This window comes from Polycladospora coralii (genome assembly GCF_014773435.2).
Classification (GTDB): domain Bacteria; phylum Bacillota; class Bacilli; order Thermoactinomycetales; family Thermoactinomycetaceae; genus Polycladospora; species Polycladospora coralii.
Map to the genome: position 1 here is coordinate 279846 of NZ_JACXAG020000001.1, position 14922 is coordinate 294767.

The 14922-nt window shown below is 39.1% G+C and carries 13 protein-coding genes; 5 read left to right on the forward strand and 8 right to left on the reverse strand.

The annotated features are described in order from the left end of the window. Positions 1–147: 147 nt before the first annotated feature. Complete coding sequence (locus IC619_RS01480; protein ID WP_191138344.1) at positions 148–705, forward strand: hypothetical protein; 558 nt, start codon at positions 148–150, stop codon at positions 703–705. 28 nt (positions 706–733) lie between these two features. On the opposite strand, the gene IC619_RS01485 is transcribed toward IC619_RS01480, so the two are convergent. Beyond that, positions 734–1642 carry a nucleotidyl transferase AbiEii/AbiGii toxin family protein gene (locus IC619_RS01485; protein WP_191138345.1) on the reverse strand — a complete coding sequence of 303 codons (909 nt, stop codon included), beginning with the start codon at positions 1640–1642 and terminating at the stop codon, positions 734–736. 25 nt (positions 1643–1667) lie between these two features. Beyond that, positions 1668–2252, reverse strand: a complete 585-nt coding sequence (locus IC619_RS01490; RefSeq protein WP_191138346.1) for a hypothetical protein — start codon at positions 2250–2252, stop codon at positions 1668–1670. A 165-nt stretch (positions 2253–2417) separates the two neighbouring features. Between IC619_RS01490 and IC619_RS01495 the strand changes: the two genes are divergently transcribed. Further along, positions 2418–4178 carry a glycosyl hydrolase family 28-related protein gene (locus IC619_RS01495; RefSeq protein ID WP_191138347.1) on the forward strand — a complete coding sequence of 587 codons (1761 nt, stop codon included), beginning with the start codon at positions 2418–2420 and terminating at the stop codon, positions 4176–4178. Positions 4179–4205: 27 nt separating this feature from the next. On the opposite strand, the gene IC619_RS01500 is transcribed toward IC619_RS01495, so the two are convergent. From IC619_RS01500 to IC619_RS01510, 3 genes are all read right to left on the reverse strand, one after another. Further along, entirely contained in the window at positions 4206–5807 is a 1602-nt protein-coding gene (locus IC619_RS01500; RefSeq protein ID WP_191138348.1) for an enoyl-CoA hydratase/isomerase family protein, read from the reverse strand. Between the two features lie 294 nt (positions 5808–6101). After that, the gene (locus IC619_RS01505) at positions 6102–6743 is read right to left on the reverse strand and encodes a flavin reductase family protein (RefSeq protein WP_191138349.1); all 642 of its coding nucleotides are present in this window, start codon (positions 6741–6743) and stop codon (positions 6102–6104) included. A 1-nt stretch (position 6744) separates the two neighbouring features. Continuing rightward, complete coding sequence (locus IC619_RS01510) at positions 6745–7914, reverse strand: homogentisate 1,2-dioxygenase (RefSeq protein WP_191138350.1); 1170 nt, start codon at positions 7912–7914, stop codon at positions 6745–6747. 401 nt (positions 7915–8315) lie between these two features. Here IC619_RS01510 and lepB point away from each other — a divergent pair, with 401 nt between their 5' ends. After that, on the forward strand, positions 8316–8870 hold the full coding sequence (gene lepB, locus IC619_RS01515) for a signal peptidase I (RefSeq protein WP_430624083.1): 555 nt from the start codon (positions 8316–8318) through the stop codon (positions 8868–8870). Between the two features lie 55 nt (positions 8871–8925). Here the strand turns inward: lepB and IC619_RS01520 are convergent, their stop codons facing one another. Both IC619_RS01520 and IC619_RS01525 read right to left on the reverse strand, forming a co-directional pair. Continuing rightward, entirely contained in the window at positions 8926–9582 is a 657-nt protein-coding gene (locus IC619_RS01520) for an FMN-dependent NADH-azoreductase (protein WP_191138352.1), read from the reverse strand. A 94-nt stretch (positions 9583–9676) separates the two neighbouring features. After that, on the reverse strand, positions 9677–10732 hold the full coding sequence (locus IC619_RS01525; protein ID WP_191138353.1) for a nucleotidyltransferase family protein: 1056 nt from the start codon (positions 10730–10732) through the stop codon (positions 9677–9679). 277 nt (positions 10733–11009) lie between these two features. On the opposite strand from IC619_RS01525, the gene IC619_RS01530 reads away from it, so the two are divergent. Both IC619_RS01530 and IC619_RS01535 read left to right on the forward strand, forming a co-directional pair. After that, on the forward strand, positions 11010–11483 hold the full coding sequence (locus tag IC619_RS01530; RefSeq protein WP_191138354.1) for a DUF4912 domain-containing protein: 474 nt from the start codon (positions 11010–11012) through the stop codon (positions 11481–11483). A gap of 19 nt (positions 11484–11502) precedes the next feature. Continuing rightward, positions 11503–14301, forward strand: a complete 2799-nt coding sequence (locus IC619_RS01535; protein ID WP_191138355.1) for a 1,4-alpha-glucan branching protein domain-containing protein — start codon at positions 11503–11505, stop codon at positions 14299–14301. A gap of 135 nt (positions 14302–14436) precedes the next feature. Here IC619_RS01535 and IC619_RS16965 read toward each other — a convergent pair whose 3' ends face one another. Beyond that, positions 14437–14565 (reverse strand): hypothetical protein, encoded by a 129-nt coding sequence (locus IC619_RS16965; protein ID WP_255506000.1) that lies wholly within the window; start codon positions 14563–14565, stop codon positions 14437–14439. Between the last annotated feature and the right edge of the window lie 357 nt (positions 14566–14922).

A 14922-nucleotide genomic window follows, 5' to 3' on the forward strand; every position in this document is an offset into this window, starting at 1 on the left:
CGTAAGGTGAATATCTGCTCAACGAAAAACATTACCTGATATATGAAAAGAAGTCAAATACGACCGCCTCCCTTACAGATATTCAATTAAGAAATCATTGAATTATGTTATAATCGTATAGGTACAACTCATGATAGGGGCGTTGACATGTTTATTTATTTGGGAATTACTTTTATACTTATGGGTCTATTGTTCATCGATAAAGGATTAAAATATGAGTCGATACGCACATTATTTCTATTGATGGGTGCTTTCTTTATCCTTTTAGGAACCCTTTTTGTTTTTCTATCACCATTTCTTAAACTGATTCGAGTCATCAAAAGGAGCACCATACTCTTACATAACAAAACCATCCAAGCACAAGTGACAGGCGTATCCATCGATTATCGGATCAAATTAAAAGGTGCTGGTGAGTGGAACACCAGCACAGGTCAATCTCCATATCGCATACACGCTAAATGGACCCATCCACATAACAATCGCACCTATACCTTTTACAGCGGTAGCATCTGGACTGACCCTTCATCCTTACTCCCCTCCCATGTAGACGTGAAAATCAATCCCCTCAATCCCAACTGGTATCAAATGAATTGCAACTTCTTACATCGATCTGCATTAAAAACACCTTCAGTCGGTGGACTAGGTGGTATATTTCCATTTTTGATGGCATGGGGGATGCTCATTTATATGTATATCAAAATGTAGGGAGGAAACGGTCAAGTTATCGTATGACTTATGACTTGACCGTTTTTAGTCCAGGCTCTGGAAGGTGATCAAAGGCATACTGATTAATCCCCTTACGATCCATCAGCTGACGTAACTCAGTAACTAGTTGCGTGAAATAATCTTTATGATTTTGCTCGCCCGCATATTTGTTAAAGAAATAATCTCCAGTTACCGCATCATACAAGCCCTGTAAATCACCTACTAGAACTTTCTTAATATCTGCTGGTGTAATCGATTCATCTATACTACATTCATCTACTAACATTTGTAGTGTCTCTACTCTCGCATCATCATCATATGAAGAGTGAGATAGTAAATATTTAAGATCATATAGATCTTTTAATCTCGGTCTTACAATGGTTTGATGAAGTTTCCAAGCCACTTGAATAGAAAGCGGTACAGCATATGGCACAATGAATTTTTCACCAAAAACAGGCTGATACGTGAGTGAAGACGGTTGAAATCCTAAATCGATATTAAAGGAAATATCCACATGCAAGTCTTCATATTCATCTTCCTCACCTTTCTCATGTTCCTCAGCTTTGAAGAAATACCCTAGATCAGTATTAATTGTTGGAAAATCCTCCGCCATAGCGTAGTCTATTCTTCTCCAAAACGCATTTTTACGAAAATTTTCAAACCCAATTCCATCACCTAGATCAAGCTCGGTCACTTGGCTCATCCAGTTCGTAAAGATTTCATGTGCTTGCTCTTCATCTTTGATTCTACCCACATATAAAAAATCAATATCTTCAACGAAACGCGTACTCGGATCTGCTAAATATTGCCGTGTTAATAAACTTCCCTTTAACATAAATGGCATCTTTACAATGGCAATTCTGCGCAACAGTGCTTCTAATCCAACTAGTTCCTTCTCTTCATAGGTCATTTTGTTAATGGTCGCTTCATTTAACATGATGATCGCTCCCTATTCTACTATATTAAGTCACCCAGCCACGATCTAATTCTACACGACTATCATAGATACACAGTTCATGTTGTTGTTTTATAATATCGATATGATTAACCTGCAATATAGCATGTATGTCTTGCACACGGGCATAAAATTTCGGTTTACTTGTATATTCTCTAACCGTTATAAATCTCACTTTACCATTGGCATTTAATGAATTTCTGGAAAGATGCCCTCCTAATCCTTCACATAATTTTTTTACCCTTTCCACATCTTCGACTTCAATTTTCCCGTGCCATTCAAAATACGGTTTGAAAAGTTGTTGTGGCGGTTGATTGAAGTAGTGCTCTTCATGTGGAGAAGTTTCAATCTTCTTTCGCATCATTTTGTACCCTTTTTCTTCGAATAAAGTAATCATTTTATCGATTTCTTGATTTGCTCTAGGAAAATCGACATCACGAATCACACCCGTACACATCGGTTGGCTGATATAATTTCCTTTATCTAATACAATCAGTAATGGCTTTACTGAAAGAGATTTACAAAAATCTACAAAAGCTTGTCTATCTGTTTCTTCAATGTCTTGAACAGTAAGATGATATTCAAACTCCATTTTCTACCTCCTCATCTCAAAATTAACATTAGCATACTATTTTTAATCTTGAATAGCTTTTTTGTCATAAATGATGTCTCTCCTTACTATAAACTACATATCAGGCATGAAATCACCCTTGCTTAGAATATATTGAATCATCTATAGGAATGGGGCGGATGAGGCATGCTTAAGGTAAATGTAAAAGAACCTCCTTATCACGCACGAGGAGATGGTGAGACAGATGATACGCATCCCTTGCAACGTGCCATAAAGGATGTACTGGCAGCTGGTGGCGGTGTGGTCTATATCCCTGCTGGAACCTACTTCGTTTCGGCTTCCTTAGAACTGGGTTCAAATTGTTCGGTTGTAGGTGCTGGTGTAGACCACACCATTATCGATTTAAAACATCATAATCGTGTCATTGCTTTTGACTTACCCCAGCCCCCAATTACGGGTTTAATACAAACGGAAGATATCCAAGTTGGTGATCAGTCTAACCCGATCGAAAATCAATTACTTTCAGGAGATTTTATCGTTTATCGTAATCATAAGCGCTTTACGGAAGAATGGGATGGTGGAGCAGCAATACGCGGTTACTACAAAAGCGGAGAGCTATTTAAGATCAAACACGCGGAAACTGGATTACTCCAATTTGAAGAGAGGGCTTCACTTGATCTTCCTTACACTTCTGTAGCAGGTGTAGATGGCTTTACTCCCTATCGTCATGTCGTGATTTCCCATATGACAATCAAACGGAACGGAGAAAAAAAGTCCGGCCGAGAAGTGACGCATAACATCTCCATTCGCATACAGTTTTGTGACGGTGCACATGTACACAACATCAAAAGCATCCATACGAATTACGCGGGTCTTAAAATAGATCGCTGTATGAATATAAAGGTCAATCAATTTGAATCCATCGGTTATAGTGAAACCGACGGCCTATTGTATGGTGTATTAATCGCAGACGCCAATAAATACATCACATTAAAAAAGATCTATTCACGTCGTAATCGGCACGGCGTATGTGGTGGTAATAGCGGTTATGGCGTACCGATGTATGTCACAGCAGATGGCGTATATATATCAGAAACCACGCCCAATCCCAGTGGTCAGGATACACACGCTCTAGATTGCCACGGTGCTTCGATGTGTTTTGTCTATCGTAATTGTGTACTAGATAAAGGCATGAGCATCAGCGGAATGGGACATAGAGTGGAAAATGTAATCTCGAAATCAGGTGTTTTCATGATGTATGAGGGTGGATCAGATATGACCTTCTCCCATATTACCTATCATCAATGCAAAGGATTTTATAGTAAAAGCGCCTTGAAGCGGATCAACTATCAATTTGTTCATTTGAACTTTTATCAGTATTCACGTAATCAAATAGCTGAAGGATCTTCCCATCTGCACTTCTCGCACATTCGTTTTATTAATCAGAAACTAGAAAAAGCTGATAAATTAGACGGTATCGGTCTTCAGTTAAGACACGGTTATAGCATCCGCGATAGCTACATAGAAGGATTTTGGCAAGGATTATACGTTAACGGCGAGAACTGCTTCGTTGAAAATATGAAACTCGTAAATTGTGGTTGGAAATCTCTTTTATCGAAATATGCATGTGCTTTACGCTTAAGCGGTCTAGCTTCCCATTCGTATATTAATGGTGTAGAAATTCATTTCATTCATCAGAAGCTTACCCTAGGTAGCCCTTTACGCTTAGATTACTTGAAGCAAGGTGAAGCTACATCTATTTGGTTCGCACGTATCAAACAAATCAAACATCGCTATTCATCAAACTCAGAATCTCCATACGCTCACCCTAAATTTAACCAAATCTTCATGTATGATTGTTACCTCTATCCAGATCCTTCTCAGAAATGGAAAGCTTCTGGAAAATATGTAGAGGTGAATTTTACGCACAAGTTAAAACCCCAATAAGTAGCTATTGGGGTTAACACCACTTCCCTATTCCCCCCACGCTTGCAACAACTCTTGTTCATTTGCAAAGTCAAGACGGGGCATCGCATGCTGAATCACGACCACATCATGCTGCTCTTCTTTAAAGATATCAGAAGTGAGCTGTTGTTCTATTTCTGCGAATGGGATGATTTTGATCGATAACTCGCGTTGGTTCCAGTATCCTCCCCAGAGGTGATTACCAAGTGTACATTGTGAGACATGAACCGTGCTAAACTGTTGATGTGTACCTTGTAAATCAATCTCATGTTGTTCAGATGTGGCATAGGGGTTCGACGCATGCCGATGTAAATTGACGGTAACGAATTCACCTATTTTCATCTGTCCAGATCGCTTCACCTCAGAACCGACCGCAACTACCAGACCTAATCCAATTTTGCCACTAACCCCAAAATCAGTTGGTCGTTCCGTTTGTCGATTCAACTCGCGTGCATGGTACTCACTCGCTAGCATATATACAACAACTTCAAGCGATTTCGGCTGACGTACAGCCACTAATTTTTTATCCACTTCAATTTCATTCTCAATCTCATCTACTTTTACTTGATGTGCATATTGCCAGGCTGGCAAAGTTGTGAAACGTGGATAAAAGCTACTGCCTGGGCGAAGAAGTTGACCTGTTTGTTGCCATTCTTGCTCTTGCACCGCTGTCACATGATCCAAGTATTTGGGTAATTCCACTTTCAATCTCCCCATTTCTTGTTTTATCGTTGTGCGCGATAACATCCATTCTTGTTCCAGCTGTAATCCTCGCTTAACTCCTTCTAGATATCCTGTTTCGATGCATTTTTGTGTCATGGCATGATAAGGTGTCTGCTTATACTGTGAGAAATCATGTTGAAAACGCTTTTTTAGATTCCAATCTGTTTTTAATGCTTCCATGCGAACATACGCGCGATAAAGGTTACCATCTTGAGCTACGATATATTCGCGTGCCGTTTGAATGGCTGTTACGAGCACATCCTTATCTTTCACAATCTGATCAACCAAACCGATTTGACAAGCTTGTGCACTATCCATCACGTCACCTGACATTAACCATTTAATCGCACCATGTACTCCTGCTTTTTCTTTTACAGCTTGACAACGACGTGGTAAACGCTGCGTCGCACCAGCCCATAGGGGTGTGTTTCCCATCCATGTATTAAAAATAGCTTCCGAATCAGCAATGACGAGGTGGCCCACACCCAGCCAATCACTCGCTACACCTAGTGCTCCTTTTTGTACGGCAATAAGGGTCGGCATATCTGATTTATCAATCGTGTCCATTAATTGATAGATTCCGTTTAAGTCAACTTGCGCTACTTCCTTCTCCCAAGTCTTAGCATCGTTAAGCACCTTACGTTCTTCACCGGTAATAATTAAAGTTTTCACAGCGGGATCGTCGATCACGCTGGTTAACTCTTTACGTAAGCTTTCCAGTGCACCAGGATGAAGTAATGTAAGACAAAGATCATTTAAAGCTAGGATCGCTATTTTTTTCTGCGGTAGCACTTCATGATATTGCAATTGAAAATACGGATAATTGATAAAAATAGGACTTTTATAATGGCTCACGCGTTTGATCTTTTGGTTTACGGAAGTTTGCAAGTAAGTCGCCCCCTGTTATCTGTCTCTATATCATGTGTGTTCGTTTTATCTGTTATATAATACCTTTACATTTATTTTATATAGTATATAACAGTTTTGCAAGTCTTTTTTCAAAAATGGGCCTATTTTTCCAAGTTCCTGTTTAATGCTCCACCAAAACCTTACGAATCGGCCAACAGATTGTTCGCTTGACTACGCTAAAGGACAACGAGGCCTCCTCTTTTTATCATGAATCCACCGCCAAGACAGCAAAAAAACGACAGCTCATTTCGCAAGCGCTGTCGTTTTTTTGCTTCAATTTTGATTTCGTGCTTTCCATTCTGCATATGAGGGACGGGGCATGGTAAATGTTTTACCAATCGTCGTATAGTTAAGCCCGGCCAATCGCCCAACAGGTTGTAACGCCTCCGTATTGATTTTTCCATCCCGATAAAGTGCTGGGTCGATATGGAACATCACCACTTCTCCAATAATTAAGTCACAGTTCGGCGATGCTTCATCTCCACCTAGTGGTAGGATTTGGTGAAGTTTACACTCCATTTGAATAGGCGACTGTTTTATTCTAGGTGTACCAATTCGCTCACTTGGAAGTAAGTCATACCCTACTGATTCCGCCTCACTAATATCAGGTGGAAAGTCAATCGCAGTCGCGTTAATTTTTTCGACTTGAGCCTCTGTTACCACATGTACAACAAAGTCTTGCTGTTTCTCAATATTGTATAACGTATCTTTTTTTACTCCCTCCGGCTTTCGTGCGCATGTGATACTCAGCATCGGTGGCTCAGTCGCTACGACTGAGAAAAAGCTAAATGGTGCAGCATTTACTATGCCTCCTGGACGAAGAGAAGTAACAAAAGCAATCGGTCTAGGTAAGACCGATCCTATCAGCAATTTGTAATTCTCTTTTTGCGTCTGGTTTGTCGGATCAATCTGCATTTCATTCCTCCTCTTCTGGCGGGAGCCAACTTTTCATATATCCTTCTGCTTCCATCTGTAGGGCCTGTTTAGTAACCCGTAGCGGCTTAAAAGTGTCTACCATTACTGCTAATTCCTCTGTTCTAGTCTTACCGATACTTGCTTCAATTTTTCCCGGATGAGGTCCATGCGGGATCCCACTCGGATGCAGGGTAATCGATCCTTCCTGAATGCCTTTACGACTCATGAAATTTCCTTTTACATAATATAACACTTCATCACTGTTCACATTACTATGAAAATAAGGTGCAGGAATGGCTTCTGGATGATAATCATACATACGCGGTACGAAAGAACATACGACAAATCCCGGTGCAGAAAAGGTTTGATGTACAGGTGGCGGCTGATGTATGGAACCCGTTATCGGTTCAAAATCATCGATATGAAAAGCCCATGGAAATAAAAAACCATCCCACCCTACTACGTCAAAAGGGTGGTGCACATAGCGATATTCATGTAATTGATTGCGCGCTTTTACCCGTAACTTATATTCCCCTTTTTGTGTTTGCGGTTTTAGCTGCTGTGGAGGATGAATATCGCGTTCGCAAAAAGGGCTGTGTTCCATAAATTGGCCATGTTCATTTCGATATCGCTTAGGAATGGATACTTCGCCGGCAGATTCAATGATTAAAAATCGACTCGATTCACTTGTCATCTTAATTTTATACGTCGTCCCTACCGGAATCACCAGATAATGACCCGCTTGATAGGGAATATCACCAAAAATCGTTTCGAGTATACCTTCCCCACTATGCACGAACCATATTTCATCGCCATCACTATTACGAAAAAAATAATCCATCTCTTCCGATGGACGTACTGTCGCGATCGCTACATCATCATTGATCAATTGATGAAAACGCCCTGATATGGGATCTCCCTTTATCTCCTGCGTAAAGGTGAGGAAGTGTCGATGTTGATTTACTCCTGTTTCTTCACATTCAGGATACCAATCCCCTAAGTACACAGCTGGCTTAATTTGTGTAGGTGGATAAACATGATAAAGAATTGATTGCATACCGGAAAATCCTTTTGTTCCCATAACTTCCTCTGCATAAAGAGACCCGTCTTGTTTTTTAAATTGGGTGTGACGTTTCCGTGGAATCTGACCCCTGCGCTGATAAAAAGGCACCTGTTAACCCTCCACTCTCCAAAGTAGACATTTGATTTGAAATTTACACTCTAATTTTAACAATCATTCTTGGGTAGAGCAAACGATGTATAATCAATAACAAGCTTACTGAATGGCATAATTCACCTATTTTATCGTCGTGTATTTGGAGTAGTGAGCTTGGGGAATCAGATGGAGGTCTCCCCCCTCTAAAGATCAACACCACACCACTTCGCTAATAAATATTTCTCATATAAAGTAGGGATACATTCATATCTATATATTGAGACAGTTAAACACCTGCGATTTTTCAATCTCAGAAGGAAAATCGCATCTCTATATTTAATCTAAAGTAAGACAGTTGGTTGCACTTGTAGTATAGTAGAACTATTCAACTTAATCATGTGAAAGGATGAATGATGTTGTCACAATGGGCAAGAGAACTTTATACATGGAGTAGTGCTATTGTTATTGGAATCGTGGTTGCACTTTTTGTAAGTATTTTTCTCTTTCAACCTACCAAAGTTTCAGGCCACTCAATGGAACCCACTCTCCATCACCAGAATCGGATCTATATTTCTAAGATTCCGCGCACCTTTTCATACAACCCTAAGTATGGCGACATCGTGATCATTGATAGTCGTGTACATAGAGATCGATCTTTTAAAGATGACTTAGTTGATAATCCATTCTACCGGCTTGTATTTGGCCATGAAGAAAATACGGTTTGGGTGAAACGTGTAATTGGTAAACCTGGTGATACCATTGAAATACGAGACAATCAAGTATTCCGTAATGAACAAAAAGTGAATGAACCCTATATTAAAGAAAAAATGACGAATACACCTAATCAAACGATCCAAGTTCCTGACAACCAAATTTTCGTCATGGGAGACAACCGGAATTACAGTCAAGATAGTCGCGTCATCGGAACCATACCGATCGACCATGTTTTAGGCATCAAACTTTTTGATTAAGTTTTTCATCTACTCACAAAAAGACCCACAAAATCAATTGATCTGTGGGTCTTTTTCATTCACATTGTTGTTCATACATCATTGAACTAGCAAATACAGGTGCATACGCTTTTGCTTGTTGCACCGCTTCAATCATCATTTTTTTTGAACGGTACGGGTCTGATGTCCCCTCTGCTATAATCGAATGCACATCAGATACTCCCATAAAACCTAAAATCAAACGAATATAACGATCTCCAAATTCTTTTGCTTGCTCACCATTCTGACCATAAAACCCACCACGTGCTTGAATATGGACAGCCTGTTTATGCAGTAATAAACCTACCGTTTCATTGCCAAGCACTTGATAGGTTTTTCCGGCCATACATACACAATCAAAATAGGCCTTCACAACAGGAGGGGAACCAAAATTCCACATTGGGGTGACGAATACATACTTATCTGCATCCACAAATTGATCGACAAGCTCGTTAATCCGCTTTAGCTTTTTTCGTTCATCATCTGTTGTTGGTAATCCCAAAAATGCATGATTCCAGCCATTAAACACATCTTCATCTAAGAAAGGAATATACTCCTTGTATAAATCAAGATGGATGATGTGATCCATCGGATTTGCTAATTCATAGGCCTCTATAAAAGCCTTGCCCATTTGTAAGCTGACGGACTCTTCCTCTGGCTTCGGATTGGCTGTTATATATAAAACGTTAGCCATCCTGCTCCCTCCACTTCCCTTTCACATGTTAAAAGCATAGACTGATAATTGACTAATTGTCAATCCTATTATCGTTTCTTTGCATGGTCTGTGATTATACTTGCTTTAATATATAATTTTTATGATCACTTACAATAATTTTATTATTTATGGCTACTTCACCTTCAATGAAAGTATGGTTACATACAATCGTTTGATTCAGCTTGGTATGACTACCTACATATACATGATCCCAGATAATTGTGTTTGATAGCTCGCTATTATCAGAGATCGTAACATGATCACCAATGATCGTATGAGGCATGATCCGAACATGCGGACCTATTTGAGCGTGGGCCCCGATATAGACAGGAGGCGTAATCTCAGCTGTAGGATGTATTTGTGCATGCACATCTAAATAATACTTGGATCCAACCATATGTTGCGGAATATCAATATTAATTTCTCCGTTTAATAGATTAAATTGCGTATTAAAATATTCAGAAATTGTGCCAATATCATTCCAATAATTTTTCACACAATATCCATAGAGACCTTCATCAGTATTTAGTAAATTTGGAAATACATTTTTACCAAAATCCACCGCTACCTCTTTATCAATATGGGATAATATCTCAGGTTCAAATAAATAAATGCCTGTATTCACTGTACGCCCAAAAATTTCTGATGGTTTTGGCTTTTCTAAGAAGCGTGTAATGCGTCCATCACGATTCGTCAGAACCATACCAAATTGTGTCGGATTGTTGACAGTGGCTAACAATATAGTAGCAATGCCTCCAGCTCGTTGATGAAAATCAATGGCTTCTTGTATGGAAATATTCGTCACTGCGTCTCCACTTATTACAAGAAATGGCTCATTGAGAAGGGGGGCACAATTTTTTATACTTCCAGCTGTACCTAAAGGTTCTACTTCTTCTACATAATGAATCTTCACTCCAAACGCTTTGCCATCTTGAAAATAATCCTTTATCATGTTATTTCTTTTATTGATAGTCATAATAATCTCTGTAAATCCACTTTGTTTCAAGTGATTAACAATATATACAAGGCAAGGCTTATTGACAATTGGTACCATGGGTTTAGGAATTTTCAGCGTAAGTGGACGTAACCTTTTCCCCTGCCCGCCAGCCATAATTACAGCTTTTTTCATCCCTCTCCTCCTTTGATATCGGCAAATGACTTCATTGCGAACAAAGGATTGCTGCACCAATTTCATCTCATTTGCACTCATTTTTTCTCGTGTATATAAGCTTCACTATTTATTACATATGCCAAAACAACTTGTTTTGTCCTGAAGTAACCACACATTTTTATGACAAAATGTATGGTTACTCTATCTTTCACAATTTGTAGTTTTTTACATACAATGAGCTGAAATCATGTCAATACGGTTATGGATTGCATGTAATCAAAGGTGGGTGTTATAAATGAAAACATCTATAAAGCAGTGGGCTCAAAGTTTGAAAACGTCATTGCCAAAGAAAAATGTTATCTCTCAAAAAGGATGGCAATTACCAAACCACTATAACCAAAACAGGATAAAAGTAATTGCACATGCCCCTACTAAGCTCTACGCTTACTGGGAAATGGATGAAGCTCGTCATCGACTCATTAAAACGTATTGTAAGATCAACGAAACGAAGCCTGTTTATGGCGTAAGATTATATTATGCTAATCAAATCGATCAAGAGGGGCTTCGTGATCGCGTCATCCCTAGCTGGGCACAAACTTGTTATTTTGAACACTTAGTACCAGGAAATGCATATCAACTTGATGTAGGCATCTATTATGATGGACGCTTTTCTCCAATTCTTCGCTCTGAATCCGTCAAGACTCCTGACCTTTTCGTCATAAGCGAAAAGAAAAGCAATCAACCTTACACCGCCATCCATCATCTCTAATTTACTGGAGGAATTTATTATGAATCAGAGCTATGTCTCTCTTCTACTTAATTCCCATATTCCCTATGTAAGAGAAAAACAGGATCATCCCTTAGAAGAGCGGTGGATCTACGAAGCAATGATTGAATCCTATGTTCCATTGTTAAAGTCGTTTGAACATTTAACACAAGAGCAAATTAAATTTCGCATTACACTCTCATTATCCCCGACCGTCTTATCCATGCTAACAGACCCCTTAATTCAAAAAAGGTGTGAAGAACATCTAAATCTTTGCATTGAGCTGGCACAATCCGAAATAAAACGAACGCATGATCATCAAGACGAATATCGGCTTGCAGCAGAGTATCTAATGCGCTATGAACAAACACTAATCTTTTTACAGAAATACCATTACAATCTTATTCCAGCCTTTCAATCATTTTTTTCTTCAGGTCATCTTGAGCTCATCACTAGCTCCGCTACACATGGTTTTTTACCCTTCATGGAAACAAAAGAATCCCAACGTGCACAAATTGGAATTGCTGTTGATACATTTGAAAACATTTTTGATATACGACCTCAGGGTATATGGTTACCTGAATGTGGTTTTAAGCCTGAAATTGATGAAATACTCGCTGAATTTGGCATCAACTATTTCATAGTCGACTCCCACGCTTTTGAGCATTGCACGCCTCATGCCGTCAAAAATCCATACGCACCTATTCAGACGCCGCACAAAGTCCATGCTTTTGCCCGTGATTCTGAAACCTCCAAAAAAATCTGGTCTCCTGAATCTGGATATCCAAGCCACCCAGATTATCGCGATTTTTATCGTGACATTGGACATGATCTTAATAAGGAATATATAGGACCCTATATTCATCCATACGGGATACGTGTATGTACTGGTTTTAAATACTATAAAATTACAGATAAAGGAAATCAAAAGCAACATTATCAACCGGATGAAGCGTTCCAACAAGTGACGTGCCATGCTGATGACTTTGTCGATCATCTTCGTAAAAGAACAGAGACCCTTCACGCCCAGCATGATACGCCCCCAATTTTTGTTCTCCCTTTTGATACAGAATTATTTGGACACTGGTGGTACGAAGGTCCCTTGTTTTTAAAAGAAATATGCAAAAAATTATCTGAGTCCGATTCAATGATGCAAATGGTGACATTCTCTGAGTACCTAGAGCAAGAGCAAAAGCAAAATGAACATGTTCAGCTGGGATTTAGTACTTGGGGAGTGGGTGGATATGGAGAAGTCTGGTTAAACAAGGCAAATATTTGGATTTATCAACATCTTCATCAAGCGGAGATACGACTCAGGCATCTAGTCAACGACCTAGACCACCAATCTCCCAATCATAAAAGAGCTCTTAAACAAGCAGCCCGAGAGTTATTGCTAGCTCAAAGTAGTGACTGGGCTTATATCATGGATGACCAAACACAAGTAGAATACGCCATTAAACGGACACATGATCATCTCGTTCGCTTTCAAGAACTCTGTCAAATGATCGAGTCGAATCAATTACATGATAGCAAAATAAAACAATTTGAACAAGATTATCCTATTTTTCCTCATCTTAATCTGGACTATTATCAAACGTCAGAAACGTGCTCATCTCCTGTCATCCAAACGACAAATCATAAACCCACTATTCTCATGTTAAGCTGGGAGTATCCTCCCCACTTCGTTGGCGGATTATCACAAGCCGTATACCATCTTACTCGCCATCTCGTTACTTGCGGATGCGAAGTACACGTAGTCACTTACCGCCCTGCAAACAGTAGTGCTTACGAATGCGTAGAAGGTGTTCACGTCCATCGTGTTAGCACATATCTAGATAAAGACAACACCTTATTTTTTGACTGGGTTTTTTCATTAAATATTGCCTTACTAGATAAGTCAAATCAACTCATTGCGGATGGCTTCTCGTTCGACATCTTACATCTCCATGATTGGCTCGTCGCTTTCGCTGGTGAAGAATTAAAGTTCAAATATCAATTCCCTACTGTAACCACTATGCATGTACTCGAGTGTATCAAAAATAGAGCAACTGATAACGAAATCAATAAAGTTGTCCATCAAGTCGATGAAAAAGTCATTCACTTGGCAGATCATGTCATTGTTTGTAGTGATTATATGAAAAAAAAGATAAAAAAACTATTTTCAATCTCTAGTCATAGACTATCCGTGATTAAAAATGGTGTTGTTCCACCTCCTTCATTATCAGAAGAGAAGCAGGTACAGTTGCAACAACATCGAGAAAATTATGCACAGGCAGATGAACAAATCATTTTATTCGTTGGAAGAATGGTACAAGAAAAAGGGGTATATCTTGTTTTAGAAGCTGCTTCATCTATACTTCGCACACACCCTCAGGCCAAATTTTTATTTGCAGGAACAGGTGCTGACTTGGAGAAATTGCGACAACAAGCACGTAATTTAAATATTGAAAAAAAAGCTGTGTTTCTTGGCTTTATCACAGAGGAAGAAAAAGACATGTTATATCGGATGGCCGATCTGTGTATCTTCCCCAGTTTAACTGAAGCATTTGGTATCGTTGCGCTAGAAGCAATGGCCTATCAGAAACCCACGCTCGCATCTAAAACGGGTGGCTTTATCGAAACCATTCAACATCGAAAAACAGGTTTTATCATGAAGAATGGTAGTGTTGAATCATTAATAGAGAACATCAACTTCATATTAGATCATCCCGAGACTTCTAAAAAGATCGGGATGCAAGCTTATACACATGTTACAAAAAATTATGGTTGGGATCATATCGCAGAGCAGACGTCAAAGTTGTATCATAAACTCACGAAGTAATGATTCATTTTTTTATTGAATACTTCTCCTCCTACCTGACGCTACAAGGTGGGGGAGTGTTCAATACAAAAAAAATAAGCCTATTCCATGCAGATAGGCATGTCGTCAGCTGTTATATAAAAGAAAGTTTGAATTTTATTCATAACACTTGAGTAAAAATTCATGTACCATATCGGTTTCAGTTTGCGTGTTATCCGTTTCTCTTAATTCCGTTCCGCAATGTTCACAATACTTTTCATGAGATTCTTCATACATCGCGTTCATAAAATCAGCTCCTTCTCAATCCTTTTTTTCTATTATATGATAACACAATCTGTTATGCAACAGATTGTTATATAACAATTTACCCCATTTACAAATCAATTGACCTTATCACCGTGATAAAGTCTAAATAAACAATGATCACAGCGCATTCATTATAAAGGAAGTGAGGAGGGCGTCCACTCTATTCGTACAGAGTAATACCGAAGAAATGCCTTTCTCATACATGAAGGAGATACGTTCCCCATCGTTTTTTGAACACGGAATGCAACTTCTACCGAAAAGTATTGGCAATCTTATCATCACCTTTGTTAAGGGGAATCGGTCCAGGATAATGCTCGCAATGAAGATAAAATAAAA